The organism is Rufibacter hautae (genome assembly GCF_008271695.1).
Classification (GTDB): domain Bacteria; phylum Bacteroidota; class Bacteroidia; order Cytophagales; family Hymenobacteraceae; genus Nibribacter; species Nibribacter hautae.
Genome location: NZ_VKKY01000001.1, coordinates 516,391 through 542,267 on the forward strand (window position 1 = coordinate 516,391; position 25,877 = coordinate 542,267).

Annotated in this window: 20 protein-coding genes; 13 read left to right on the forward strand and 7 right to left on the reverse strand. The window is 53.4% G+C overall.

All coding sequences use genetic code 11. The annotated features are described in order from the left end of the window. Positions 1–10 precede the first annotated feature (10 nt). The 4 genes from FOA19_RS02095 to FOA19_RS02110 all read right to left on the reverse strand — a co-directional run bounded on the left by FOA19_RS02095 (position 11) and on the right by FOA19_RS02110 (position 3,303). On the reverse strand, positions 11–472 hold the full coding sequence (locus FOA19_RS02095; protein WP_149089144.1) for a hypothetical protein: 462 nt from the start codon (positions 470–472) through the stop codon (positions 11–13). A gap of 300 nt (positions 473–772) precedes the next feature. Further along, positions 773–2,158 (reverse strand): HAMP domain-containing sensor histidine kinase, encoded by a 1,386-nt coding sequence (locus FOA19_RS02100; RefSeq protein WP_149089145.1) that lies wholly within the window; start codon positions 2,156–2,158, stop codon positions 773–775. After that, complete coding sequence (locus FOA19_RS02105) at positions 2,155–2,847, reverse strand: response regulator transcription factor (RefSeq protein WP_149089146.1); 693 nt, start codon at positions 2,845–2,847, stop codon at positions 2,155–2,157. Before FOA19_RS02105 ends, FOA19_RS02100 begins: the two co-directional genes overlap by 4 nt. Positions 2,848–2,994: 147 nt before the next feature. Further along, on the reverse strand, positions 2,995–3,303 hold the full coding sequence (locus tag FOA19_RS02110) for a DUF3817 domain-containing protein (RefSeq protein WP_149089147.1): 309 nt from the start codon (positions 3,301–3,303) through the stop codon (positions 2,995–2,997). Between the two features lie 277 nt (positions 3,304–3,580). Here FOA19_RS02110 and dnaE point away from each other — a divergent pair, with 277 nt between their 5' ends. The 3 genes from dnaE to trxA all read left to right on the forward strand — a co-directional run bounded on the left by dnaE (position 3,581) and on the right by trxA (position 8,721). Continuing rightward, positions 3,581–7,216, forward strand: a complete 3,636-nt coding sequence (dnaE, locus tag FOA19_RS02115; protein ID WP_149089148.1) for a DNA polymerase III subunit alpha — start codon at positions 3,581–3,583, stop codon at positions 7,214–7,216. Positions 7,217–7,390: 174 nt separating this feature from the next. Next, positions 7,391–8,128: a hypothetical protein gene (locus tag FOA19_RS02120; protein ID WP_149089149.1), complete on the forward strand. Its 738-nt coding sequence runs from the start codon at positions 7,391–7,393 to the stop codon at positions 8,126–8,128. 266 nt (positions 8,129–8,394) lie between these two features. Then, a complete protein-coding gene (gene trxA / locus FOA19_RS02125) occupies positions 8,395–8,721 on the forward strand; it encodes a thioredoxin (protein WP_149089150.1) in 327 nt (108 codons plus the stop codon). 114 nt (positions 8,722–8,835) lie between these two features. Here trxA and FOA19_RS02130 read toward each other — a convergent pair whose 3' ends face one another. Next, complete coding sequence (locus FOA19_RS02130) at positions 8,836–10,764, reverse strand: hypothetical protein (protein ID WP_149089151.1); 1,929 nt, start codon at positions 10,762–10,764, stop codon at positions 8,836–8,838. 163 nt (positions 10,765–10,927) lie between these two features. On the opposite strand from FOA19_RS02130, the gene FOA19_RS02135 reads away from it, so the two are divergent. After that, complete coding sequence (locus tag FOA19_RS02135; RefSeq protein ID WP_149089152.1) at positions 10,928–12,556, forward strand: hypothetical protein; 1,629 nt, start codon at positions 10,928–10,930, stop codon at positions 12,554–12,556. Positions 12,557–12,730: 174 nt separating this feature from the next. On the opposite strand, the gene FOA19_RS02140 is transcribed toward FOA19_RS02135, so the two are convergent. After that, complete coding sequence (locus FOA19_RS02140) at positions 12,731–13,267, reverse strand: hypothetical protein (protein ID WP_223808687.1); 537 nt, start codon at positions 13,265–13,267, stop codon at positions 12,731–12,733. A 111-nt stretch (positions 13,268–13,378) separates the two neighbouring features. Here FOA19_RS02140 and FOA19_RS02145 point away from each other — a divergent pair, with 111 nt between their 5' ends. Then, entirely contained in the window at positions 13,379–13,909 is a 531-nt protein-coding gene (locus FOA19_RS02145; protein ID WP_149089154.1) for a DUF4385 domain-containing protein, read from the forward strand. Between the two features lie 169 nt (positions 13,910–14,078). Here FOA19_RS02145 and FOA19_RS02150 read toward each other — a convergent pair whose 3' ends face one another. Further along, the gene (locus FOA19_RS02150) at positions 14,079–16,316 is read right to left on the reverse strand and encodes a protein-disulfide reductase DsbD family protein (protein WP_149089155.1); all 2,238 of its coding nucleotides are present in this window, start codon (positions 16,314–16,316) and stop codon (positions 14,079–14,081) included. 217 nt (positions 16,317–16,533) lie between these two features. Between FOA19_RS02150 and FOA19_RS02155 the strand changes: the two genes are divergently transcribed. The 8 genes from FOA19_RS02155 to FOA19_RS02190 all read left to right on the forward strand — a co-directional run bounded on the left by FOA19_RS02155 (position 16,534) and on the right by FOA19_RS02190 (position 25,687). Next, the gene (locus FOA19_RS02155; RefSeq protein WP_149089156.1) at positions 16,534–17,844 is read left to right on the forward strand and encodes a hemolysin family protein; all 1,311 of its coding nucleotides are present in this window, start codon (positions 16,534–16,536) and stop codon (positions 17,842–17,844) included. A 58-nt stretch (positions 17,845–17,902) separates the two neighbouring features. Then, positions 17,903–18,376: a hypothetical protein gene (locus tag FOA19_RS02160; protein ID WP_149089157.1), complete on the forward strand. Its 474-nt coding sequence runs from the start codon at positions 17,903–17,905 to the stop codon at positions 18,374–18,376. A gap of 474 nt (positions 18,377–18,850) precedes the next feature. Continuing rightward, complete coding sequence (locus FOA19_RS02165; protein ID WP_149089158.1) at positions 18,851–19,105, forward strand: hypothetical protein; 255 nt, start codon at positions 18,851–18,853, stop codon at positions 19,103–19,105. 25 nt (positions 19,106–19,130) lie between these two features. Then, complete coding sequence (locus FOA19_RS02170; RefSeq protein WP_149089159.1) at positions 19,131–20,249, forward strand: NAD-dependent epimerase/dehydratase family protein; 1,119 nt, start codon at positions 19,131–19,133, stop codon at positions 20,247–20,249. Between the two features lie 45 nt (positions 20,250–20,294). Next, positions 20,295–22,352: an SDR family NAD(P)-dependent oxidoreductase gene (locus FOA19_RS02175; RefSeq protein ID WP_149089160.1), complete on the forward strand. Its 2,058-nt coding sequence runs from the start codon at positions 20,295–20,297 to the stop codon at positions 22,350–22,352. Positions 22,353–22,358: 6 nt separating this feature from the next. Further along, positions 22,359–23,366 (forward strand): MDR/zinc-dependent alcohol dehydrogenase-like family protein, encoded by a 1,008-nt coding sequence (locus FOA19_RS02180; RefSeq protein ID WP_223808688.1) that lies wholly within the window; start codon positions 22,359–22,361, stop codon positions 23,364–23,366. A 172-nt stretch (positions 23,367–23,538) separates the two neighbouring features. Further along, entirely contained in the window at positions 23,539–24,573 is a 1,035-nt protein-coding gene (locus FOA19_RS02185) for a Gfo/Idh/MocA family protein (protein WP_149089161.1), read from the forward strand. After that, positions 24,563–25,687, forward strand: a complete 1,125-nt coding sequence (locus FOA19_RS02190) for a glycosyltransferase (RefSeq protein ID WP_223808689.1) — start codon at positions 24,563–24,565, stop codon at positions 25,685–25,687. The genes FOA19_RS02185 and FOA19_RS02190 overlap by 11 nt, the downstream gene beginning before the upstream one ends. The last annotated feature ends 190 nt before the right edge of the window (positions 25,688–25,877 follow it).

Consider the following 25,877-nt stretch of genomic DNA (forward strand, 5'->3'; position numbering starts at 1 on the left):
CAGGAGGTGCTTACCCGGCTTTCTCCAGCACCTGTACCGCTTTTGGCACCCGGGGCGCCACCGCAATCACCGGCAATCCGCATTTCTCCAAGAAAAGCATGGGGTTCTGGCTCAGCTTGCCCAGCGCCTGGTGCCGAAAGTTGGCCGGCACAGCAATGAAGCTGATCTCATTGGCGTTGAGAAAGTTCTTGAAGGCCGCCATGGTGGTGCCATAGAACCAGGTATGCTCAATGGCTTGCACCCAATCCCCCTCCTGTTGCGCCTGGCGGCAAAGGCTGGTGAAACGCGAAGAAACCAGCTCTTCCTCCTTGGTTCGGCGCGAGAGCATGAGCAGTTCCGTAATAGAGCTGGACAACCCGAAGGCATGGAAGAAAATGACCTTGAGCGGCAGCCCCGGAAAGATCTCGGAGAGTTCAGGAAGGCAGTGGAGAGAATCTGCCTTGAAATTGGAAGGTATTAACACGTGGATCATGGCCGTAGGTAAATTTGCGATTGATGTACCCAAACCTACGGGGCCCACATTAGGCTACTATAAGAGCCAAATTAAAATGCCATTAGAATGAATTCACGATTTTAACTTCATTCTCACTCGATTGATTATCAGTGATTTAATTATTTAAAAACCACAGCTAAAAGCCTAAAAACAGCAAAACAAATACCGTGAAGAAGGGCTTTTCAGGAGGAGATGAGAACGGAAGTGCGACAGGCTTTTAACCTGTTTTAAGAAAAACGCCTTATAAACGACCGCAGGCTTGCGCCGAAAAAACGGTATTTAAGAAAACACGGAGGCGGGCGCCACGGGCAGTAAGATGCGCATCTCGGTGCCGGCGCCCTCGCGGGTGGAAATCCCGATACTGCCCCGGTGCAACCGGATGATGTTAAGCGCCAAAGGCAACCCCACGCCATGCCCCTCAAAATCGGTGGTATTGGAGGCCCTGAAAAAGGGCACGAACACGTACGGCAGTTCCTCCTCTGGGATGCCGATGCCTTTGTCCTGCACCACCACCGTGATAGTGTCCCTCTCGGGTTGGAGCCGCACGGCCACCTCCTGGTTGTGGGAGTATTTACAGGCGTTCATCATGATGTTGCTGAGGGCCAGTTTAAGCAGGTTCTCATTGCCCTGCACCTGTAAGAGCCGCTCATCCTCGGGCAACTGATCATAGTCCAACCGGATGTTGTTGCCAGGGTAAAGCTGGTCTGCCGAGGCTTTTACGAGCCAGAGCAACTCATCCATGCGCAGCAGCTCCCAGTTCTGCTTTTTGCCGTCAAAGCCGCTTTGGGCCATACCCAGCAAACTCGTCAGGATGTCGCGCAAGACCTGGGCCTCCTGCAGAATCACCTCCACTGATTGACGCTGTTCCTGGGAAAGCCCAGGCGAGGCCAGGGTGAGTTCCGCCTCGCCTTTGATAATGGTCAGGGGGGTTCTCAGTTCATGGGAGGCGTTGCTCACAAAGTTGTTCTGGGTTTCAAAAGCGGTCTCCAGGCGGGTGAGCATGTCATTGAAGGTCTCGGCCAGTTCGGTGAGCTCGTCTTTGTTGTCGCTCAGCGGCAGCCGCAGGTTCAGGTTCTCGGCGGTGATGCCCTGCACGTTTTTGATGATGTCGCGCACGGGCTTGAAGGTGTGCCAGGTAAAGCGGCGGCCAATGAGGTACACGATCACCACCAGAATGAGAAAACCAGCCACCAGAACGTTGGAGAGTTTGGTCACTTCCTGCAGCCAATATGGCTCATAGGCAGAAACCGCCACCAGGTACGTCTTGCCCCTGGCCTGCTGCAACTGCCCGGCGTAGAACGTGTGGTCTTTCCGGAACCGGGCGCTCTGGTTGTCCAGGACCTCTTCCACAAACTCAGGCGGCAATCCGCCCAGGTTTACTTTCGCCAGGGAGTTTCCGGCCGGCATCTCCACCAGGTACGTTTTCTCGTCTTTGAGCTTCTCCAGGTATTCCTGGCGCAGTTGGCGAATCTTCTGCCGGTCGGTGACCGAGGTATTGGTCTGCAGGTGTAGGTCGGCGGCAATGTTCACCCGGGTCTCTAGGCGTTTGTAAAAATCCTCAAAGGCATAGTGGTCTATGATGCCGTACATGAACCCACTGAAAAGCAGCACCACCAGCGAGGTGAGGATAGAAAACAGCAGCGTGGCCCGGGTCTGGATGTTCATGCCTCGGCTCCTACTTTGAGCACATACCCCATGCCTATGATGGTGTGAATGAGCTTGGGCTCAAACTGTTTGTCAATCTTTTTGCGGAGGTAGTTGATGTACACGTCTACCACGTTGGTGCCCAGGTTGAAATCTATGTCCCAGACATTCTCCAGAATCTCGATCCTGGACAGCACCAGGTCTTGCCGCTGCACCAGAAACTCCAGCAGGCGGTACTCGGTGGCCGTGAGGGTGATGGCTTTTCCGGCGCGGGTAACGGTTTTGCTTTGGGTGTTAATTTCCAGATTGGCCACGGTTACTAGGTGCTTGGTGGAGGTCCCGTTCTGGATGCGGCGGGTAAGCGTTCTGATGCGGGCGCCCAGTTCCCCGAAGTTGAAAGGCTTGACCAGGTAATCATCGGCACCACTGTCCAGGCCGGTCACAATGTTCTCCGGCGAGTCCAGGGCGGTGAGCATGAGAATGGGCGTGTCCAGTTCTCCTTCCCTCAGTCTTTTGCAAACCTCCAGCCCACTCATCTCCGGCAGCATGATGTCCAGAATGATAAGGTCGAAGTGAAAGGCCTGCGCCATTTCTAGGCCGGTGGTGCCGTTCATGGCTACGCTCACCTGATACCCCTCCTGTTTCAGGCCGCGCTGAAGCATGTCGGCCAGCTTGGCCTCATCCTCCACGACTAAAATCTTCTGCCCCATAGACGCGTGTTGTTACGTACTTTATTGTAGTGAAGAGGAAACAACCCGGCGCAAAGGTTGTTTTGCCTTCCCTCTTTTTGCAGCGCAGCGGCGCGCTGACGTACCAATTTTGGGCACGTTTTCCGGAAAACAGCCCAGAAACGCTTCTTAGCGTCTTACCTCTTCCTGGCCAATCTTCCGGTCCAGCACAAACGTCCCGAAGGGCAGCAGCGAGGCCACAAACGCCAGCACCACCTTCCAGAACGACCACTTATAGGTCACCCACACCTGCAGCAGCAAACCCACAAACAGCACAAACAGCACGCCGTGGGCCCAACCCACGTATTTCACCGGCTCGGGTATCCCGGCCAGGTATTTCATGGGCATGGCAATCAGCAATAAAACCAAAAACGAGATACCTTCTAAAATGGCAATGGACCGGAAACGGTTAAGAGGTGTATCGAAAGAGAAATGCATAAGTTTAAAAGTTTGAAACCCAAAGGTACACCACAAGCGCCTAAACCTCATGCCTATTGCCCCACGGCTGTCAGATAATTGCGTTGGAACCTGCATTTCGCACAGTAACAGCCTTCATTTATTTTAGGCCTGATTTCCAGAAAAGAAGCGCTAAACGGCATTTTTAAACCGCAACTTTTAGCCCCGGGTCCGGTGTTTTCTTTGTATCTTCGTAGTCCGTTTCGGGTCCTTTTTCAACTCAGGACTCTAGACTCAGAACTCTAGACTATTTACCGCTGTGCCAGATTTTTCCCACCTCCATACCCATACCCAGTACTCGTTGCTAGACGGGGCCGCCAGCATTGGCGCGCTCATGAAAAAGGCCTCGGCCGATGGCATGAAAGCCATTGCCATGACCGACCACGGCAACATGTTCGGGGCGTTCAACTTCGTGGCCGAGGCCAACAAGTACAACGTGAAACCCATTGTGGGCTGCGAGTTCTACCTGGTGCAGGACCGCCATCAGAAAAGCTTCTCTAAGGAGCAGAAAGACGTGCGCCACCACCAATTGCTCTTAGCCAAAGATCAGGAAGGTTACCAGAACCTGGCCAAGCTCTGCTCCTACTCTTACATTGACGGCTTGTACAGCAAGTGGCCGCGCATAGACAAGGAGTTGTTGATGAAGTACTCCAAAGGCTTGATTGCCACCTCCTGTTGTATCGGGGCCGAGTTACCGCAGGCCATTCTCTGGAAAGGCGAAGAAGAAGCGGAGAAACTGCTGAAGTGGTGGCTGGATCTGTTTGGCGAAGATTACTACATCGAGATTCAGCGGCACGGCCTCATGAACATTGATGGCACCGGCCTGAGCCAGGAAGACGTAAACCAGGTGCTCCTCAAATTTGCCATCAAGTACAACGTAAAAGTCATCTGTACCAACGACTCACACTACGTGGAGCAAACCGACTGGAATGCGCACGACATTCTGCTGTGTGTGAATACCGGTGAACAGGAAACCGTACCCGTGGGCGATTTCCAGACCCAGTATTTCCGGATGATGTCTGGTAGCGGCGAAGTCATTTATGATACTATAAACAACATCCGGAACACGTATGGCCACGACGAGAACGTGCGCCGTATGTTGTACCGCATTGAGGAAGAGCAGCAGAAACCGCGTCCGCAAGACCGCTTTGGGTTCCCCAACGACCAGTTCTACTTTAAGAACCAGGCCGAGATGAACCAGTTGTTTTCTGATGTTCCGTTTGCGGTAGACAACACCAACGAGATCGTGGACAAGATCACGCCGCCCAAACTGCAGCGCGATATCTTGTTGCCTAACTTCCCGCTTCCTCCGGAGCACCCCACCGCCGACTTATTCCTGCGTCACTTAACCTTTGAAGGCGCTAAGAAGCGGTACCATGAGATTACCCCTGAGGTAGAGGAACGCCTGAACTACGAATTGGGCATTATTGAGACTATGGGTTTTGCGGGGTACTTCCTCATCACGCAGGATTTCATCAACAAAGGCCGCAGCATGGGCGTGGCCGTGGGTCCGGGCCGGGGTTCGGCGGCGGGTTCTGCCGTGGCGTACTGCGTGGGGATCACTAACATCGACCCGATCAAGTACTCGCTCCTGTTTGAGCGTTTCCTGAACCCGGAGCGGGTGTCCATGCCCGATATTGATATTGACTTTGATGATGTGAACCGCCAGCGCGTGATTGACTACGTGGTAGACAAGTACGGCAAAACGCAGGTGGCCCAGATCATCACCTTCGGTACCATGGCGGCCAAGTCGTCTATCAAAGACGTGGCCCGCGTGCTGGATTTACCTTTGTCTGAGGCGAACGAACTGGCCAAAATGGTACCGGAAGCCCCGGGCACCACACTGGCGAAAGCGTTTATTGAATCACCTGAACTAGCGGCCATCCGTGACGGGAACGATTTAAAGGCCAGAACCCTAAAACTAGCCGAAAAACTGGAAGGCTCCGTGCGGAACACGGGTATTCACGCGGCAGGTGTCATCATCGCGCCAGATGACATCACCAACTACATTCCGGTGTCCACTTCCAAGGACTCTGACCTCTTGGTGACGCAGTTTGACGGGAAGGTGATTGAGAGCGCGGGCATGCTGAAGATGGACTTTTTGGGCCTGAAAACCCTGTCCATCCTGAAAGATGCCATGGCGTTGATCAAGCGGAATCATGGCGTGGAGATCGACATTGACAACATTCCGCTGGACGACGAGAAAACCTACGCCCTCTACCAGCGCGGCGATACCATCGGTACGTTCCAGTTCGAGTCGGAGGGCATGCGCATGTACCTAAAGGACCTGAAACCCACCAACATTGAGGACTTGATTGCCATGAACGCCTTGTACCGTCCGGGCCCGATGCAGTTCATCCCGAACTTCATCAACCGGAAGCAGGGCAAGGAAGAAGTGGAATACCCGCACATCCTTTTGGAGCCGCTTTTGAAAAACACCTATGGCATCATGGTGTACCAAGAGCAGATCATGCAGACTGCGCAGGTACTGGCGGGTTACTCCCTGGGCGGTGCCGACTTGCTGCGCCGCGCGATGGGTAAGAAGGACATGAAGAAAATGGCCCAGGAGCGCGAGAAATTCGTGGCCGGAGCCAAAGAGATTCATAACATCCCGGCCAAGCACGCTTCTGAGGTGTTTGACGTGATGGAGAAATTCGCGCAGTACGGCTTCAACCGCTCACACTCCGCTGCTTACTCTGTGGTGGCGTACCAGACCGGTTACCTCAAGGCGCACTACCCGGCAGAATACATGGCCGCCGTGCTCACCCACAACATGAACGACATCAAGAAGGTGACGTTCTTTATTGAGGAGGCACGCAAGCAGCAGATCCAGGTGTTGGGACCCGATGTGAACGAATCCATCCACCAGTTCAACGTGAACCAGCAGGGACAGATCCGTTTCGGGATGGGCGCCGTGAAAGGCACCGGCGAGGCCGCCGTGGAAGCCATTATAGAGGAACGCGAAAAGAGCGGTAACTACACCGATATCTTTGACTTCGCGAAGCGCGTGAACCTGCGCGCAGTGAACAAGAAAACCTTTGAAAGCCTGGCCCAGGCTGGCGCCTTTGACTCGTTTGAACGCTACCATCGCGCTCAATACTTGGAAACTCCGGAAGGCGAAAGCATCAACCTGATTGAAAAGGCCGTGCGCTTCGGGAACCAGTTCCAGGCCGAGAAGAATGCTGCCCAGCAATCACTTTTTGGTGGCGGCGGAGCCGTGGATATGCCATTGCCGAAGGTGCCGGACGTACAACCCTGGACCTTAACGGAGATGCTGCGCCGCGAGAAAGAAGTAATTGGTTTCTACCTCTCAGGCCACCCGCTGGATCAGTTCAAACTGGAGATTGACTCGTACTGCACCTGTAGTTTGGATAGAATCGCGGAGTTCAAGAACCGTGATGTGAACGTGGCCGGCATTATCAGCAACGTGGTCATGCGGACCGGTAAAAACGGTAACCCGTTCCTGCTCTTCTCTCTGGAGGATTACGACAACACCATGGGCTTGGCTTTGTTTGGGGAGGATTTCGTAAAGTTCTCGCCTTACGTTAAAGAGGGCATGTACCTGTTCATCCGGGCCAAAGTAACCCTGCGCTATAAGTCTGAGGACCAGTGGGAGTTGAAACCCATCTCCATGCAGTTACTCTCTGACGTAGCCGATAAAATGGCCAAAGGCGTACGCATGGACATCGACATCCGGAACATCAACGCCATGCTCATTGACCGCCTGGAGGAAGCCGCCATCAACAGCCCGGGCCAGAAGAAACTGGAATTGGTGCTGACGGAGCCCGGCGAACGCTTATCCGTGGAACTGTTCTCCCGCCGCTACCGCATCGACCCCAAAGCGTTCCTGAACAACGTAAAGGATTTGGAAGTAGCTACCTGCCAGTTGATCTAGAACACTAGCAAGTACCACAATGATAAAAAAGCCCGGTTGAGGAAGCGATCCTCGGCTGGGCTTTTCTGTTTTTGGTGTGTTTTCACAAAACCAATCCAAAAACTGGAACCTGAACCAGCTTGTTTATAAGCTTTCTCCTATATTCACCAGGAGAGAACCTATTGAAACACCGCCATGCGCCTTCACCTTACGCCAAAGAATACCGTCGCATTTCTGGCGCTGCTGTTCATCTGCCATGAGTTGCATGAATTGATTCACATCTTAACCGGGTACTTTTTGTGCGGATGCTTTGGAACGCGGGACTTTGAGGGCTGGGAAGTTTGCACCGCTTGTCCGCCTTCGGTGACCATTGCCTGGATCACGTTTGCAGGGCCGTTCCTCACCTATGGGCTCATGTGGGTGGCTTTCTGGCTCATGTCTTCCCGGAAAACTGCCGGACAACGGGCCATAGGATTCGCCTTGCTGTTCGCCAATCTTCCGCTGGGGCGTATTCTGCCGGTACTGGACCGCGAAGGCGATGAATCTTTCATTACCCGCCAAATCATTCAGAAAACGTCTATGACGGTGATGTCGTGGGGTACGGAGATGGCCATTGTGTTCCTGCTCACCCTTCCGGTGCTGATAAGGGCCTGGCAGTTGCTGCATCCCAAATACCGGTTCCTTGTCTTCTTAGGGCTTTTAACGGTCCCCCTGCTGGCAGAATGGGGGTTGATGAACAGACTGGCTAATGGCCTGCTCCACCAGGGTGTTTTAGCCGGAAATGGAATTCTGGGGAGTCCGGTGCTGGTGAATGTGTGGAATGCCGGGTGGCTGCTGGTTTTGGCACTCACCTGGCGGCATTTGCAAACCCTGCTTACCGGGGCAGAAAGGAAGCCTCAGGCTACCAGGCAGGTACTGGAGGAGGCCTCCTGATAAGGGCCAATGCCGCTGGCTTGGGGGTAAAGGCTACGCCATTCTGTCATTTAAGCTTCTTTCTTTTTTAGGCCCAACCTTTTCTGCATGATTCAGTAGATATACTAGGTTTTTGGCCCGTTTTCCAGAATCCGATGCTAAAACGGTATCCTCTAGGATAGCGGCAAACCTGACACAAAAGCGTTAGATTTACTGTTGCATTGGAGTTGGTTCTATTTTTGAACTGAGTCTTTCATCATTCATGATACTTATATAAACAGACAATTATGGCACATAAAGCAATCGAGATCACCGATGCTAACTTCGAGGAGATCATCAATTCAGATAAACCTGTTCTGGTAGACTTTTGGGCAGAGTGGTGCGGACCTTGCCGCATGGTAGGCCCAGTGGTAGAAGAACTGGCCGGCGACTATGAAGGTCGTGTGGTGGTAGGAAAAGTGGACGTGGACGCCAACCCACAGACTTCCGCTAAATTCGGTATCCGTAGCATCCCAACCCTGTTGGTTTTCAAGAACGGACAAGTAGTAGACAAACAAGTAGGTGCTGTTCCTAAGAACGTATTGGCCCAGAAATTAGAAGGTCAGTTAGCGTAAGCATTCCCTGCTTTTATATAATGAAGAAAGCCGCTCCTGTTCAGGGGCGGCTTTCTTGTTTTAGGCCAGTTTTAGGCAAAACAAGCCTAAAAGAGACCTTCAGGTTTTCTGTGGCTAATCACAGCCGCAGAGGTTCTTCTCGGCGGCGCAGATATCGGCGTAGCCTTGGTCCAGGCGGCGCATGAGGCCGCTGAGGCGTTGGTTATGTTCTTTAACCGGGTCCAATTTAAGTTCGGCAGGTGGTGTTTTTTGGGCAGTTTCCAAGTCTCCTACCACTTTCCGGAGTTCCAGTTTCTTCTCGTACAGACGCTGCACGTACTCGGGCAGAGACTCGGCCGGGTACTGGGTTTTGAAGGCGTTGTCCATGCAGGCGTCTTGCTTCAGGTACGCTAGGATTTTGCGCTCCACCTGTTGGTTTAGGTCCAGTAAGCGGGCTTTTTCCTTTTCCAGCTGCTGCTCCTCCAGGCGTTGGTTGAAGAGGCGGGCAGCATTCTTTACCTCATCGCGGCAGGTACGGCATTTGGTGGCGTTGGCTTTCTCCAGCAGGTTGTTACGGAAATTGATGTTCTCCTCGGTAGGCGCCATATCGCGCAGGCGCGATACCTCTTTGGCGTACACATCGTTGTAGAGCGTGGATTCCAGCCGGTTCAGGTGCCGTGACAAGCCTTCGCCCTCTAGCGTGCTGGCCAGGAACTCGGGGTTGGGCAGTTCCACGGAGTACAGTTTGTTTAAGTATTGCTCGCGCTGCGCTACGCTGTAGGTTTTGGCCTGTTCCTGGTCAAGATCCAGCAGGGTGTTCACCATTTCTTTGCCGTTTTTCAGATTGAAGTCAGATTCCATGTAACTATCAGCGTTTGCCAGGATGGAGTTGTACTCGCTTTTGAAAATGCGTTGGTAGGTGTAGTTGCGGGAGAACTCGCGCTCGCGCTGGTACGCCAGGGTTTTCAGGCGCTTGTAGTCCTGCACCACCGCAAACATGGTCTTGGCGTTGGCCTCGGGGCTGTTGTTTTTGTAGTTCAGGCGGTAGTTGTTCAGGTTCTGCTTCAGGTCGCTGAAGTTACGCAGGAACTCCACAAACAGCTTTTCCTGCTTGTAAGCATCCTCGGTAACCAGGCCCGCGGCAAAGGCCTGCTCAATTCGGATGCGGCGTTTCTCAATGGTCTCTGAGGTGATGTCGCTGCCGGTGAGGGCATCCATCTTGTAGAGCGATTTGTAGTTGGCCACCACCAGCACCGGGTAATCTTTGAAGTTCAAGGCTGCCTCCAGTTTCTGGCGCTCAAACCCCTGCGGACTGTTGCTCAGCAGCTCGGTGAGCCGAACCGTGCGTAATGCGGGCAGTTTTGCGAAAGAGGGCACAAACACGTACACCCGCACCGAGTGCAGCCGTGTGTCAAAGTTCTGCCCTTCGTAGAGCCGGATGGTGGAGCTGAATTTGTATTCTTTGCGTTGGGCAGCGTTTCTGATCAGGTTCCCGAACTCCCCCACCAGCGACAGCATAGCGGCCTGCGGCGTCATCAGTTTGGAGATGTTGGTGAGTTGGTTGGCAATGAGGCTGAAGAAAACCTCGCGGCTGTCTGAGGTGAACAGCTTGGCTTCTACCGTGGCGTCAATGTTGCGCTCATCGGCGGCAAGAGGCAGCTTGTCAATGATCCGGATGACCTCTATGTTATCAGAGATGCGCGAAGAGTAGTTTTTGCTATTGCTGGCGGGCTCAAACGCGAAATTGTACAAAGGGTACACCACGGGCTCCTGCCCGAAAAGCTTGGCGTTCTTCAGCTGCGCCGAGATAAAGAGCGACTCCAGGTTGATGTAATCACGGCGGCGCGCTTTGGTGGTACCCTGCTCCAGCTCGTTGATGACCTTGGAGAACTGCCCCGGGTTAAACAGGTACATGTCGGTGGTGAGGTACTGCCATTCATCCGTGAACTCAAACTTATCTAAGTAATTGTACCCCAGACGGGTTTGGATCATGTCTTGTGCCTGGCCTTTGAAGGCGCACAGCACCAGAAAAACAAGCAGGAAGCGGGTAATGCTTGACTTCATGTATGCACTAGTTATGGTATCTGTTTTTGGGTAAAGCTTGACGGCCTAAACGCGTGTGCCCAACCACAAAGTTCGTTCCTAAATTACCCATTCCCAAAGGAATAGTCTTTGCTTTGTGTATTCTTTCTCCCGACCTTTCTCTTTTCAAAGAATACTCCAACCAGTGCCCCAGTTTTTTTCCCTGATTCAGCGCCCGCTCTCCTCTCCCCGCTTCTGGTTTCTGGCCGTAGTTGGCTTTACCCTGGCGTATTACTTTCTGGCTCACGAAGGCTTCTACTTCGGAGACGATTACTCCTACAGCCTGTATGCCCACCAACTGCTGCACGGCGGTTTCCACTTTGACGATTACTCCTTCTGCCACCGGTTCATGGTCTTTGTGCCCACCGCCCTATTTTACTGGCTGTGGGGCATGAACATCTATACCACCACCCTGTGGCCGCTTTTGTGCACTTTGGGCACTTTGCTCTTGCTGTACCTCACCTTCCAGAAAGACCATCCCGTCGCTACTTCCTGGGCCCTGGTGCTGCTGGGTTTGTATTACTTTCAGCTGAACACCGTCAATTACCTGTACCCAGACAACATTCTGCTATTCTTCACCACAGCCTGCCTGTTGGTGCTCTACAAAGGCAGAAATCCACTCCCCCCTGTAAACCAGGAAATCATCTGGGGGATAGCTTTCGCCGGACTCAACCTGTTGGCCTTTCTCACCAAAGAAACAATCGTCTACGCCCTGCCCTTTTACCTAAGTCTGTTGGCCCTGCAAGTAAGTAAGCGGGAGAACTTGCGTTTCTGGCTGGCGGCCGGCATAATGGGGGGCTTTTTGCTGGCGGGATACTTTCTTCTCTACAAGATCTTCTCCGGCGATGCACTGCAACGGTTCAAAGACATTGCCGCCGCCGGAAGAGCGGATACCGGGGCAGCGTATTTTGCTTCGCGCGCCTCTACTGTACCCAAACGCCTCACGTATGAACCCTTGCTGTTCTTCGTGGGCTCCGGTTTAGCTTTTCCGGTGGTTTTTGCAGTGACAGGACTCTTCAACAGAAGAAGTAAAGCCTTCCGCTTCTCTCAGCCACTTACATTTTGGGTTATGGCCACAGTAAGTATGCTGCTGCCCATCTGGTTTGGGTCGGTTTCGCTGGAATATTACAAGCCCATGCCGCTGCTGCCGCGCATGTTTCACCCGCTACTCCCGGCCTTCTGCCTGGTAGCTGGTTTGGCGATAGAGCAAACCTGGGGCAAACGCCTTCTGTTCTTACTACTGGCCTTTCTATTTGGGACTTGTGCGTTGCTTGCAGACCAGAAGATGATGGTCATGTACGCGCCTCTGGCTATTTTCTTCCTCGGGTTGTTTCTCTGGAACAGACCATGGCCCCAATGGCTTGGCTTGGCGGCAGTAGCGGCTGCTTTGGCCATCAGACCGGTTTACTTCATGCTGAAGCCGACAGTATCTTACTATTTTGAGCAGAAAAGTATTGTAGACCAACATTTGAAGCACCCAAAGGGAAACTATGTGGTTCTCATAGATTCTGTAATGCTAAGTCGTTATAAATACTTCTATGGCTTTGACGTGCCAAATAATTATTCCTTTCGCAAGTACGCTGCCTATCCCATCCAGACATCTAAATCAGTTGATACAGTTTATTTACTCGTCAACAACGGGGTATTAGAACATCCTGAGCTGATGATAAAGCAACGAGAAAAAGACATTCTCCCGCTTTTCCCTTCGGCGAAGTTCCTAGACCAGAAAGGGAAAGTAAAACTCTTTATGCTACCCAAAGACACCTTACACTAAAAGCAAAAAGGCCGGATGCATTTCCGTCCTTTTTTATTGAAAGTAGCTTCAAAACAAGTTCAACTAAGAATTACTCATTAGGCCACAGCAACAACCTAAATTTTCAAATCTCCACATCTACAAATCTCCCAACCTAACAATAGTACATCAGCACATTAAACAAGTAGCATATTGTTACTGCCCCGCCTGTTCTTTCTTTATGCGTTGGTAATCCCTCAGATCTGCTTTGTTTTCCAGGGCCACGTATTCGGCTTGGAGGGCTTTGATCTTGGTGGCGTGCCGCAGTATGATATCGCCGTGCAATACCCGCTCACGGTCATTGAGGCGTTTGTAGATGGAGTTGGCGTAGTCCCAGTCCTCGGTGGTCCATACTTCTTTGCGGTCGCGCACCTGTTGCAGGAAATGAACATAAGCATCCCGGATACTGTCTGCCGGTACCTGGGCCAGGTTCCGGTAGTCGCCCAGCAGTTCCCTTTCCATCTGCACCTGTTTTCCGGCTACCGGTCCGCGGGCTTCGCGCCTCTTGCGCTCGGCACGCTGTCTGGCCAGGGCACGCCCGGCTTCTTTCAGCTCATCTTTGGTTTTGACGGCTGCGGCATTGGCTTTTTCGTCTAGTTTGTCCAGCTCGCGGGAGGCAATCTCCTTGCGCTGGTTAGGGGTGGTATCACAGGCGGTCAGCAGCAGTGTCGCCACCAGGAACGGTGCCGCCACAAGGTTTATAGAAAACAGATTTGCTCGTTTCATAGTAGTACAGAAAGGTAATCACCTCCCATACGCAAGCCAAGGCAGATTGGGTGCTTTGGCCTGCAAGCGCAAACCTACATGGCAAAAAACGGCTTCAACTATACGCTAGACTTCAAAACCACCGATTTCCGGCAACATCCAGAACTGTACCGGGTAGGCGTGGGCGAACAGGGCGTTTTGCTGGTGGAACCCTACAAAAGCGAGATTCTGCCCCATTGGAGGTTCAAGAATGTGGAGGTAGCGCAGGCCTCGGCAGAAAAGATCTACGGGTTATTTGAAGCCTACCTGGGCCAGCATGATTTTGTAGGCGCCGATATGGCCCGCAAGTTCCTGCAGATGGGTTTCACGCGCGCGCGCCGCTACGCCAACCACAAAGGCGGCCGCAAATACACGTCCTCGGCGGAAAACAACAACGAAGGCTTGGCTTATCCTTACTCCTCTGGCAGCGCGCACAAAGGCAATAAGGTGCTTCCCCAGGAGGCAGATGCCCTCACGAATGAGAAGGCGCAGGCGGCGGCTATTTTCAAGGAGTACTGGTTCAAAGCCAAAGACCATCCCGAGTACCTTCGGCAGAAACAGGAGTTCAGAGACCGTTACTACGAGAAGTAGCTTTTGGCTTGTTTTGCCAAAAAGAAGCCAAAAGCGCCATTAGCCTTGGTCCGTTGGGAATCAAAGCATTTCGGCTAGGTAAAAGATTGGGCCTCTGTTTTAGGGCTGTTTCCTGTGAAACACCCGCAAAACAGAGGCCCAAAAAGTATGGAAGTTTCTGAAGCTCAACTTACATCACCGGCTGCTTACGGGCTTTGTAGGCCGCTACGCCGGCATCCAGGAATTTGATAAAGTTCTGCACGTTGGGCTCGTAGGCGATGGGCGTTACCAGCGGGTTCTCGTTCCCGTCCATGAGCACGTAATACGGCTGGGCGTTCACGTTGAACTTAGTGATCTGGTAATCGGCGTACTTCTTGCCCAGGGTGGTTTTCTGTTTCTGGTCGTAGGTGCTGGTGTACCACTCGCTTTGGGGCAGTTCGCTTTTGTCATCCACGTACAGGGCCACAATCACGAAGTTCTCGCGCAGGCGTTTCAGTACCTCAGGGTCCGACCACACGTTGGCTTCCATCTCGCGGCAGTTCACGCAGCCGTGGCCGGTAAAATCCACGAAGATGGGTTTGCCTTGTTCCTCAGAGCATTTTTTGGCCTGCTCCAGGTCAAAGTAGCCCTGCAGGTTGTGGGGCAGTTCCAGGAAATCGGCGTACTTGGGGGTCTCGCAGATGGTGCTGGCAGTGCTTCCGCCCGATGACATACCGGACGTGAGGTTGAAATCCTGGGTGGCTTGCGGCGGCAGGTACCCGGACAGCGCTTTCAGCGGCGCACCGAACAAACCAGGGATCATGTACACCACAAAGCCAAAGGTGGCAACGGCCATCAACAGCCGGGGCACCCCTAAATAGGGCAAGTCTGAATCATGGGAGAATTTGAGTTTGCCCAGCAGATAAAATCCCATGAGGGTGAAAATCACGATCCACAAAGCCAGGTATACTTCCCGGTCCAGTAGCCGCCAGTGGTACACCTGGTCAGCGATGCTCAGGAATTTTAGCGCCAAGGCCAACTCAATAAACCCCAGGCAGACCTTCACCGAGTTAAGCCAACCGCCCGATTTAGGCAAAGAACTGAGCCAATTAGGAAAAACCGCGAACAAGGTAAAGGGCAGCGCAAAAGCCATGGAATAGGCGAACATGCCGGAGATAGGCTTCAAGGTCTCACCGCCCGCCGACATCACCAGAATAGAACCCACAATGGGACCGGTACAGGAAAAAGAGACCAGCACCAGCGTGATGGCCATGAAAAACACGCCGTAGTACCCGCCTTTGTCAGCCTGGGCATCGGCTTTGTTCACGAGCCAGTGCGGCAGCGTGATCTCAAACATGCCCAGAAACGACATGGCAAACAGCAGGAACACCACAAAGAACAGCAGGTTAGGAAACCAGTGCGTGCTTAGGAAATTGGCCACCTCGGGTCCGGCCAGTTTGGCTACCAGCGTCCCGATGAGGGTGTAAAAAGCGATGATAGACAAGCCGTAGACCAAGGCCTTGATGATGCCTTTGAAGCGGTTGGCGCTTCCGCCAGTGAAAAAGGTCACGGTCATGGGAATCATGGGGAACACGCAGGGCGTGAGCAGGGCCACTAACCCCGAGAGAAAAGCCCCAATCATGAACTCCCACAAACCAATGGGTGCCGCTGGCTCGCCGGTGGTGACAGCCATTCCGGCCAGGGTAGCTTTCGGTTGCGGGTCGGCAGAAACTTCGGCGCGGTTGCTGTCACCGGCCTGCGGGAAAGCGGTGGTCGGGACATCGGCGGTTAACCCGGAAGTATCCGTTGAAAGGCCAGTAGCAGACGGCGCAATGGGGGCCACGGTACCTGAGTTGGGAGCGACGGTGCCCGTACCGGCTGCTGATGGGGTTGACCCGGGAGCAGCGCCGCCGTTGTTGGTGCCGGCATCTGGCGTGGGGGTGTTGGTAGCGGGTGCCGCACCGGGCAACACCTTTATCTGGGTAAAATTGAAATCGCCCTCGCCCGGAATGCATTGGCCGTTGACCTCAGAGCACACCTGGAATTCATAGCCGCCCTTCACTACCAGCGTGGGCTGCAAGACCTTTATCTTTTGCCGGAACTGGGCCGTTTTGGTGAAATAGGTGTACTCGCCCCCCCACAGCTGGTCAAACTTTTTCTTTGGGTTCACGGGCTTAATCTTGCCCACCAGCGCGTAAGAAGGGTGTTTCTGGAAGGTAAACGTAGTCACAATCGGCCCCAGATCGGGGTCAAAGTCTGAGGAGTAGAGGTACCACTCGGGGATGATCTTGACGTTGAAGATGAGCTCCACCTCCTCGCCTACCTTCACCTCCTGGGCAGACACGTCATAACTCCAGGTTGAGGGTTTGAGCACCTGGGCCTGAACCGCCAAGACCAAAAAGAGCAAAGGCAGCAGCAATCCCACGGTGCGTTTCCAAACAATTATCATCTGATTTTCAGCTTCTGGTAAAGAGTGGCAAATTACTACAAATCCGGCGTAAACCCGAACAAACCAGCACAAAGCCTGGCTTTTAAAGGATACTGGTCACCTACTTTCTAACGCGGTTCACGTAGAGGAAACGAGCCCTGTCCCTTTGATAGTGCTGATAAACCATTAAATTTGACGCAAGTGATCCTTTTGCACCCCTAAAGGACCGCCTCCAACTATGATCCTCAACATCTTTCTTACCATTCTGCTCGTTGCCCTGAATGGTTTTTTTGTGGCCGCTGAGTTTGCCTTGGTTAAAGTCCGGGCTTCGCAGATTGAGCTTCGGGCGCAGGCCGGAAACCAACTGGCTAAGATTGCCTACCACATGATCGGGCACCTGGATGCCTACCTTTCTGCCACCCAGTTGGGGATCACGCTGGCCTCCCTCGGACTTGGCTGGATTGGCGAGGGCGTGGTGTCTGAGATCATCATTGAGATCATGCACGCCTTTGGGGCGGCCCCAGACCCGGTTCTGGCCCACAAAATAGCCTTGCCGGTTTCCTTTGCGGTGATCACCGTTTTACACATCGTTTTCGGGGAATTGGCTCCAAAATCCTTGGCCATCCAACGGCCCGAGTCCACCACGCTAGCCGTAGCGGTTCCGCTGCGGATTGTGTATTACATTCTGCTGCCTTTTATCTGGATTCTGAACGGTTTTTCCAATTTCATCTTGAAACGGGTAGGCATCACGCCCATGCACGGCTCAGAGGTACACACCGCTGAGGAACTGAGGCTCTTGTTTGAGCAAAGCGCCGAGAGCGGCGAGATTGGCGGCAGCCAGCAGGAGTTGATTGAGAACGTGTTCGAGTTCAATGAGCGCATGGTGAAGCAGATCATGGTGCCCCGCACCAAGCTGGTAGCCCTGGACCTTGATTCTACCGAGGAGGAGATCTTTGAGGTGGTGTTCAACGAGGGCTACACCCGCATGCCCGTCTACCGCGACTCCATTGACAATATTGTGGGCATCATGTACGTGAAGGATCTGCTAGTGGTGCTGCGAGCCGGCGAGAAGGTGGACTTGGAAAAACTCATGCGCCAGGCCTACTTCGTGCCCGAAACAAAGAAAATCAGCCGATTGCTCAAAGACTTCCAGCGCAACCGCATGCACATTGCCGTGGTGTCAGATGAGTTTGGCGGCACCTCAGGCATTGTCACCATTGAAGACATCATTGAGGAACTGGTAGGCGAGATCCAGGACGAGTACGATGAGGAAACCCCGTTGGTGGAGAAACTGAACGACTTTGAATTCAAAGTAGACACCTCTGCCTCCATCCTGGACGTGAACGACGACCTGCCCTACCCGCTTCCCGAAGGCGAAGATTACGAAACCGTGGGCGGCTACCTGAATATGATCTATGGCCGCATCCCAGAGATTGGCGAAACCGCAGTACACGGCGTCTACGAGTTCAAGATCCTGGAGAAGACTGAGCGCAACGTAGAATCCGTGCTGCTCACCGTCACCGAAGACAAACGCGACGACATCTTGTAAGCCGTTTTGGGGCTTGTTTACAGAAAACAGGCGCTAAACAGAATTTGAAGGTTATTCCATGAAAGGCTCCTTAAAACAGCATCTTTCAACCGCTGCCGTATTTGGAATCTCTATTGCTCTTTTGGTAGGGTTTGGGGCCTTAATAAACCTCTATCAAAATACCTATCTCCTTGATGGAGGAGAAGCATTCCATAAAGGCTATGGCCATATCCTGAAAGAAAACTTGGAAACTGGACTGGTGTTCATTCTCCTTGTCAACTCCATTCCTCCCATCTTACTTACCTTTTTGTTTTTCCTTCTCCTTGAAAGAGAGGTGCAAATCATAGCCTTCAAGATTCTAAGAGTAGTCGTCCTTTTATTCTTAATCATATTGATGATGTACCTGGCCTCAAACCTAAATGAAGGTATCCCCTTGGCCATTGACGGAAACCAAAGATTATTAGAACTTTCCCTCACCTGGGTTTTAAGGTTCATGGGTTTCTTCCTGGGCTACCAACTTACAAAGTCAAGCTTTCTTACTAGAAGAAACTAAAGCTTTTTAGACTGGTATTGATCACCATTCATTTTCAACTGACCTTATTGATTAGAACCCAGGTCTTACCTTGGTTTACCTATATTATCCTCTTCAACACTTCCCTCTCTTCTCTACCCCTTCCCCTCAACTTTCTACTTGTAGTGAATAATAAAAACGCTTGTGACCTGCTTATGGATAATAAAGCGTTATCTTCCTTAACCTCAGGGCCGCTTACCATTCACCCACATCCAAACCACCCAAGTTCACTTAAGTAGAACTACTTGTTTGGCATCCGTATAAGTACCAAGAAAATGGCCAAACATAACCCAAGGAGGATGTTCTTCGTTCCTTTCCATAAAAAAAGAATAAAAGCTATATATTAATTCCTCAGCATCTTCTACTATGGTTATAAGCCTTTCTATTCCTTCAATGTGGGTTTTCCTCTCAGAGGATGGCGCGTGCGGAAGAAGCAAGGCCCTAGAAGGGAGGCATATGGCAGGTAGCAAAAAAGACCTGGTGCCTTGGGTAGGTACTCCAAAGATAGAAAATCTGCGCAACCTTGCCACCAGAACCAAGGCCTTCACGGGCTCTTTCCTCATTGACAACACCAATCCTGTAAATAACACATTTGAATTCATCTGGTCTGGAGCTTTAAACCCTATGAAGTCGGCCCTCCCAGGCGGTTTGCTCTACGGCAATCCCTGCGCTACTTCTGGGGGGCACAAAGCCTCTCCGCACCTTTTGTAACCAATTAAAACACCTACTAACAACTATGAAAAAGAAAGTCTTGATAACGGGCGGCGCAGGCTTCATCGGGTCGCACCTGGCAGATGAGCTGATCAATTTTGGATATGAAGTACGCGCCCTGGACAACTTATCTGAGCAGGTTCACGGCAAAGACTGCACGCGCCCAGAATACCTCAACCCCGAGGTAGAATTGCAGGTAGGTGATGTGCGCGACAAGGCCGCCGTTCTCAAAGCCCTAGAGGGCGTAGATGCTGTGTTCCATTTCGCCGCCATGGTGGGTGTGGGACAGAGCATGTATGAAATCAAAGAATACACCGATGTGAACAACATCGGCACCGCCGTGCTTCTGGAGTGCCTGATTGAGAAACCAGTAAGCAAACTGGTAGTGGCTTCCAGCATGAGCATTTACGGCGAAGGGTTGTACACCTCTACCACCGGTGAGAAAGTGATTGGCGCCGAGCGCGTCCTGGAGCAACTCAAAGCCGGTGACTGGGAACTGAAAGACGACAAAGGCGGTCTCCTCACCCCGATTGCGACGCCAGAATCCAAAATCCCGTGCCTGTCTTCAGTGTACGCGCTGTCTAAGTATGACCAGGAGCGCCTTTGCCTTATGGTGGGCCGTGCCTACAACATCCCAACGGTGGCCATGCGCTTCTTCAACGTGTACGGAACGCGTCAGGCGCTTTCCAACCCGTATACCGGCGTATTGGCGATCTTCGCCTCGCGCTTCCTGAACAACAACGCCCCTATGATCTTTGAAGACGGAAACCAGCAGCGCGACTTCGTGCACGTGCGCGATGTGGCCTTGGCCTGCCGTCTGGCCATGGAGAAAGAAGAAGCCAACGGACAGGTCTTCAACGTGGGCAGCGGCAACAACTACACCATTAGAGAGATTGGCGAGCGCCTGGCCGAAGTGATGGGCAAGCAGGACCTCATGCCGGAGATCACGGGCAAGTACCGCGTAGGCGATATCCGCCACTGCTACGCCGATATCAGCCTGGCCAAAGAGGTGCTGGGCTTCTACCCGCAAGTGGAGTTCAACAGCGGTTTAGCGGAGTTAGCTGATTGGCTGGAAGGACAGATTGCGTACGACCGCGTTAATGAGGCTTCTGCCGAGTTAGCCGCAAGGGGCCTAACGGTTTAAGCCCGCGTTTCTGCCCTGTTTTTCCAAAAGAAGCCTACAAACGCTATGAATAAAACCAAGAAAACGCAACCTACACATACTCCCCTCGCCGCCCCCACCATCAGCTTGGCAGAATGGTTCCAGCCTGGTGAGCACGCCCGGGTAGACCTGGTTCTGTCTGAGCTGAAGGAACTGGGCGTAACTGAATTGCGCACCGGCATTTCATGGGCCCACTACGCCACCCCCGAAGGCAAGGCGTGGTACACCTGGCTTATCCCCACGCTGGCCAAACAAGTGCAGGTGCTGCCTTGCTTCCAGAATACCCCCGCAGATTTGGGCGTGACTGCCAAAACCTCGGCTCCTCCCAAAGATCCCCAAGCCTTCGCCGGTTTCCTGGAGACCTTTCTCTCAGAACTGGGCACGCACCTTACGTGGGTAGAGCTTTGGAACGGGCCCAACAACAAGCGAGAATACGACTACACCCTGGACCAGAACTGGACTACCTTTTCTGATATGGTTTCTGCAGCCGCGCAGGTGGCCCGGCAACACGGCAAGAAAACCGTGCTGGGTGGCATGAACCCCGTAGACCCCAATTGGTTGCAACTCATGTCTGACCGCGGCGTACTGCAACACATAGACGCCGTGGGCATCCACGGCTTCGCCGATGACCAGGAATGGGAAGGCTGGGAAACGAATCTCCAGAAAGTACGCGATGTACTGAGCCGCAACAACGCCAAAGCCGAATTATGGATCACCGCCGCCGGGTACTCTACCTCCCAGCACGATGAATACCGCCAGTTCCAGGAGTTCCGCAACGCGTGCAAGGCCCCGGTGAACAAAGTATTCTGGTATACGCTCCATGACCTGGACGTAAACCAAGCCCCTGAAGGCAAGTTTCACGTGGACAGCCGCGCATGTTCCTTCGGGTTGAAAAACGTAGATGGCTCTCCAAAGCTGCTTTACAGATTATGGGCTGAAAACGGCTTGGATGGTCTGGACAAATTCAGCTTCATCCGCCGCAAAGAAGATTTCTCAGATCAGGAGCGTTACTCTGTGGTGACCGGCGGTGCCGGATTTGTGGGCACGAACCTGGCCAAGCGCCTTTTAGAGCAAGGCAAGCGCGTGCTCATTTTCGATAACCTTTCCCGCGTGGGCGTGGAGCGCAACCTTCAGTGGCTGCACCAGAACTACGGCGACAAACTGGAAGTCTACGTAGGCGACATTCGTGATCTGCAAGCCGTGAAACGCGTGATGAAGTACGCCAACGAGGTGTACCACTTCGCGGCGCAGGTAGCAGTGACTACTTCCTTGACTGGCCCTATCCAGGATTTTGAGATCAACGCAAGAGGGGTGGTCAACGTGCTGGAGGCCATCAGAGCCCAGGACAATCCGCCGCCGTTGGTGTTCACCTCCACGAACAAAGTGTACGGCGGCCTGGAAGACCTTCGCTTCATCCCGAACGGCACCCGCTACAACCCTTCAGACAAGCACATCAAAGCCAACGGTATCTCAGAAGCTCGTCCGCTGGACTTCCATAGCCCGTATGGCTGCTCCAAAGGCGCTGCCGATCAGTACGTGGTAGACTACGCCAGAACCTACGGCATCCCGGCGGTGGTGTTCAGAATGAGCTGCATCTACGGTCCGCACCAGTACGGCAACGAAGACCAGGGCTGGGTGGCGCACTTCGCCATCAGAGCCATTGAGAACAAAGCCATCAGCATTTACGGCGACGGCAAGCAGGTGCGCGATATCCTGTTTGTGGAAGACCTGGTAGACGCATTTTTGCTGGCCCAGGAGAACATCCAGGAACTGTCTGGGCAGGCCTTCAACATTGGCGGAGGCGTAAAAAACACCACCAGTTTATTAGAACTACTGGATTTGATTGGCAACTACCGCGGCAAGAAAGTGAACCTGAGCTTCGGCGATTGGCGTCCCGGCGATCAGCACTACTATGTGTCTGACATCCGCAAGTTCCACGAGGCCACCGGCTGGTACCCTAAAAACAGCGTGCAGGAAGGCGTGGCCAAACTCTACCAGTGGCTCTGCGAGACCAGGGGCATTGAAGTGTCGCTCAAAGCGCCGGTCGCCCTTGAACAAGAAACCGATAACGTAGCAGTAGCATAGTACAGCATGCAAACCAACCTATTTCCAGAAACCCTTGATACCGCCGCAGCCACTACCAACATGGCTGCGGCGGTGATTACCGCTCCTAAGCAAGTAGAAATCCAGGAAGTGGCGCTGCCCGAACCAACGGCCACGCAAGTGCGCATCAAGCTGGAAGGCTGCGGACTGTGCGCCTCCAACATTCCCGTGTGGGAAGGCCGCGAGTGGTTCTCCTACCCTACCCCGTCCGGAAATCCGGGCCACGAAGGTTGGGGCATCATTGACGCCGTGGGCTCAGAAGTAAAAGACCTCAAAGTAGGCGACCGCGTAGCCGCCCTTTCCTATAATTCTTACGCCGCCTATGACGTAGCCGAAGCCACCTCGGTGGTGAAGTTACCAGAGTCATTAGCGGGCAAACCGTTCCCGGGCGAGCCGCTGGGCTGCGCCATGAACATCTTCAAACGCTCTGACATCAAAGCCAGACAAACCGTGGCCATTCTGGGTATCGGGTTTCTGGGGGCTTTATTAGTACAATTAGCCAAAGAGGCGGGCGCCAGGGTTATTGCCATCTCCCAGCGTCCGTTCTCTCTGGACATCGCCCAACAGTGCGGCGCCGATGAAATCATCCCGATGGATGACCATTACAAAATCATTGAGCGCGTGAAAGAACTCACTGGCGAGGTGTTCTGCGACCGCGTGATTGAGTGCACCGGCAAAGAATGGCCATTGAACCTAGCCGGCGAACTGTGCAAAGAGCGCGGCCGCCTCATTATCGCCGGCTTCCACCAGGACGGCATGCGCCAGGTGAACATCCAACTCTGGAACTGGCGCGGCCTGGACGTCATCAACGCCCACGAACGCGACCCGCAGATGTACTTAGACGGCATCAAAGAAGCCGTGGAGGCCGTAGAAAGCGGCCGCCTCAAACCCGAGATGCTCTACACCCACACCTTCCCGCTGGAAAACATGGAAGAAGCCTTCACCGCCTTATCAGACCGCCCGGATGGATTCATGAAGGCGATTGTAACGATGTAAAATGTAGGGGCAATCCCTTTTGGTTGCCCTTTGCTGCTATTACCATTAGGACAACTACAAGGGATTGCCCCTACAAACCAAAACCCGTTTTGGCCCTGTTTTGAGAAAACCAGGGCCAGAACATGCTTCTACAAAGAAGCTTAACCAAACCTTAGACGAACCCTTTCATTCAATGACTGAAGATACTTTACTAGAACCAACTGAGGCAACCACGCCAACCACAGACACCCTGAAGCTCGGCTTTCTGGGCATCGGCTGGATTGGCCGCAACCGCATGGAAGCCATCGCCCATGCCGGCGTGGGCGAGGTGACCTCTGTGGTAGACCCTGTTCCTCAGAACGTGGAGGAAGCCCACAAAACTGTCCCCAACGCCAAAGTGGGCAACACCATTGAAGACTTGTTGACCGATGAAATAGACGGGGTGGTGATTGCTACGCCCAGCGCTTTTCACGCGGATCAATCCATCCAGGCTCTGGAAAGCGGGAAAGCCGTTTTCTGTCAGAAACCCTTGGGCCGATTTGCCGAGGAAACCAGACGTGTAGTAGAAGCGGCCCGCAAAGCCGACACACTTTTGGGCGTAGACCTCTCCTACCGCAGCACGGTGGCCATGCGCAAAGTCTATGACCTGGTGAAATCCGGTGAACTGGGCGAGATCTACGGCGTGGAGCTGGTGTTCCATAACGCCTATGGCCCTGACAAACCATGGTTCTATGACCCCAAACTCTCCGGCGGCGGCTGCGTGATTGATCTGGGCGTGCACTTAGTGGATTTAGCCCTCTGGACCTTAGACTTCCCGGCAGTGGAAAGCGTGACCAGCAGCCTCTTCTCCAAAGGCAAACGCCTGACCTCCTCTGCAGATACCGTGGAAGATTACGCCACTGCCAGCATCCAGTTAGCCACTGGTCCGCATGTGCAGTTGACCTGCTCCTGGAACTTGCCCGCCGGGCAGGAGGCCATCATTAGCGCTACTTTTTACGGCACCAACGGCGGCGCAGCTTTTAAAAACGTAAACGGCTCTTTCTATGACTTCGTGGCCGAGCGCTTCTGGGGCACCAAAACCGAGTCCCTAGTTTCGCCGCCGGATGCCTGGGGCGGACGGGCCGGTGTAGAATGGGCGCAGCGCGTGGCCAATGGCGAGAAATTCAACGAGGACGCCGAGCAGTTTGTGAAAGTAGCCGAAGTTTTGGACAGCATCTATGGTAGATAAACCGCACAGAAGCGTACTCATGACCACCGACAGCGTGGGTGGCGTCTGGACCTACAGTCTGGAGCTCATCCGCGCCATGGCACCTTTTAACGTGCACTTTTACCTCGCCACCATGGGCGCCGCCATCACCCTGCAGCAACGGCAGGAACTGGCGGCCCTCACCAACGTGACCGTGTACGAAAGCGAGTACCAGCTGGAGTGGATGGACAACCCCTGGGCAGAGGTAGACCTGGCGGGCCAATGGCTCTTGGAACTCAACGAGCAGCTCAACCCCGATCTCATTCACCTGAACAACTTCTGCCACGGGCAACTTCCCTGGAACAAACCCGTGCTCATGGTCATCCATTCCTGCGTACAAACCTGGTGGCGCGCCCTCAAAGGCGAGAATGCCCCCGCAGACCGCAACGATTACCTGGACCGCGTGCGCGAGGGCCTGCATGCCGCTGATTTGGTAGTGGCGCCCACCCAAGCCATGCTGGAGGAGGCTGAAACCGTTTACGGCACCTTTTCCCAAAAACAGGTCATAAACAACGGCCGCGATCCGCATGCCTTCCGCTTCGGAAGAAAAGAACCGTTCATCTTCAGCATGGGTCGCGTCTGGGACGAGGCCAAGAACATCGCGCTGCTCACCCAGGTAGCCGATAACGTGGACTGGCCCATCTACATCGCCGGCGATGCCGTGCATCCGGCCACCGGTGACCACAAGCTTTTCAAGAACGTGCACTTCCTGGGCAAACTCTCGCAGCGCGAGGTCGCCGACTGGCTTTCCAGGGCTTCGTTGTACGTGCTACCCGCCATGTACGAGCCGTTTGGGTTATCCATTTTGGAGGCCGCGTTCTCGGGTTGCGCCTTGGTACTGGGCAAGATCAACAGCCTAAAGGAAATCTGGGGCACCTCCGCCGATTACGTGGACACCAATGATGCCGAAGGCCTCACCCTGCTGCTCCAGAAACTGATCAAAGACGAATTCCTGCGCAACATCATGGCCTGCCGGGCGGTGAAAAAAGCCCAGGACTACACCACCGAGCTCATGGCCCAGGATTACCTCCGGGCCTACGCAACTTTATCTAACCGCGTGATAGCCGAAGCGCCGGACCAGGTGGAGACGGTATAAATCAAACCTCTTCACCATGGTAGGTTCAAGTTTTCAACTTGAACCTACCATGGTGAAGAGGTTTGAGCCTCAAGATACGCATTGCTGTTCAAAAGTAATGCTGAAGAGAAAGCGCCACACGGCAGTTACAAACTGCCATCATTGTAGGTCCAAGTCACAGACTTGAACCAGCGCAAAATGTAGGGGCAAT

What these genes read in the sequence shown, in the direction of transcription:
- FOA19_RS02165 (WP_149089158.1), top strand. Translation starts at nt 18,851, where the DNA reads ATGGCAGGTAGCAAAAAAGACCTGGTGCCTTGGGTAGGTACTCCAAAG.
- FOA19_RS02150 (WP_149089155.1), bottom strand. Translation starts at nt 16,316, where the DNA reads ATGATAATTGTTTGGAAACGCACCGTGGGATTGCTGCTGCCTTTGCTC.
- trxA (WP_149089150.1), top strand. Translation starts at nt 8,395, where the DNA reads ATGGCACATAAAGCAATCGAGATCACCGATGCTAACTTCGAGGAGATC.
- FOA19_RS02180 (WP_223808688.1), top strand. Translation starts at nt 22,359, where the DNA reads ATGCAAACCAACCTATTTCCAGAAACCCTTGATACCGCCGCAGCCACT.
- FOA19_RS02110 (WP_149089147.1), bottom strand. Translation starts at nt 3,303, where the DNA reads ATGCATTTCTCTTTCGATACACCTCTTAACCGTTTCCGGTCCATTGCC.
- FOA19_RS02120 (WP_149089149.1), top strand. Translation starts at nt 7,391, where the DNA reads ATGCGCCTTCACCTTACGCCAAAGAATACCGTCGCATTTCTGGCGCTG.
- FOA19_RS02185 (WP_149089161.1), top strand. Translation starts at nt 23,539, where the DNA reads ATGACTGAAGATACTTTACTAGAACCAACTGAGGCAACCACGCCAACC.
- FOA19_RS02105 (WP_149089146.1), bottom strand. Translation starts at nt 2,847, where the DNA reads ATGGGGCAGAAGATTTTAGTCGTGGAGGATGAGGCCAAGCTGGCCGAC.
- FOA19_RS02175 (WP_149089160.1), top strand. Translation starts at nt 20,295, where the DNA reads ATGAATAAAACCAAGAAAACGCAACCTACACATACTCCCCTCGCCGCC.
- FOA19_RS02160 (WP_149089157.1), top strand. Translation starts at nt 17,903, where the DNA reads ATGAAAGGCTCCTTAAAACAGCATCTTTCAACCGCTGCCGTATTTGGA.
- FOA19_RS02095 (WP_149089144.1), bottom strand. Translation starts at nt 472, where the DNA reads ATGATCCACGTGTTAATACCTTCCAATTTCAAGGCAGATTCTCTCCAC.
- FOA19_RS02130 (WP_149089151.1), bottom strand. Translation starts at nt 10,764, where the DNA reads ATGAAGTCAAGCATTACCCGCTTCCTGCTTGTTTTTCTGGTGCTGTGC.
- FOA19_RS02190 (WP_223808689.1), top strand. Translation starts at nt 24,563, where the DNA reads ATGGTAGATAAACCGCACAGAAGCGTACTCATGACCACCGACAGCGTG.
- FOA19_RS02145 (WP_149089154.1), top strand. Translation starts at nt 13,379, where the DNA reads ATGGCAAAAAACGGCTTCAACTATACGCTAGACTTCAAAACCACCGAT.
- FOA19_RS02100 (WP_149089145.1), bottom strand. Translation starts at nt 2,158, where the DNA reads ATGAACATCCAGACCCGGGCCACGCTGCTGTTTTCTATCCTCACCTCG.
- FOA19_RS02170 (WP_149089159.1), top strand. Translation starts at nt 19,131, where the DNA reads ATGAAAAAGAAAGTCTTGATAACGGGCGGCGCAGGCTTCATCGGGTCG.
- FOA19_RS02155 (WP_149089156.1), top strand. Translation starts at nt 16,534, where the DNA reads ATGATCCTCAACATCTTTCTTACCATTCTGCTCGTTGCCCTGAATGGT.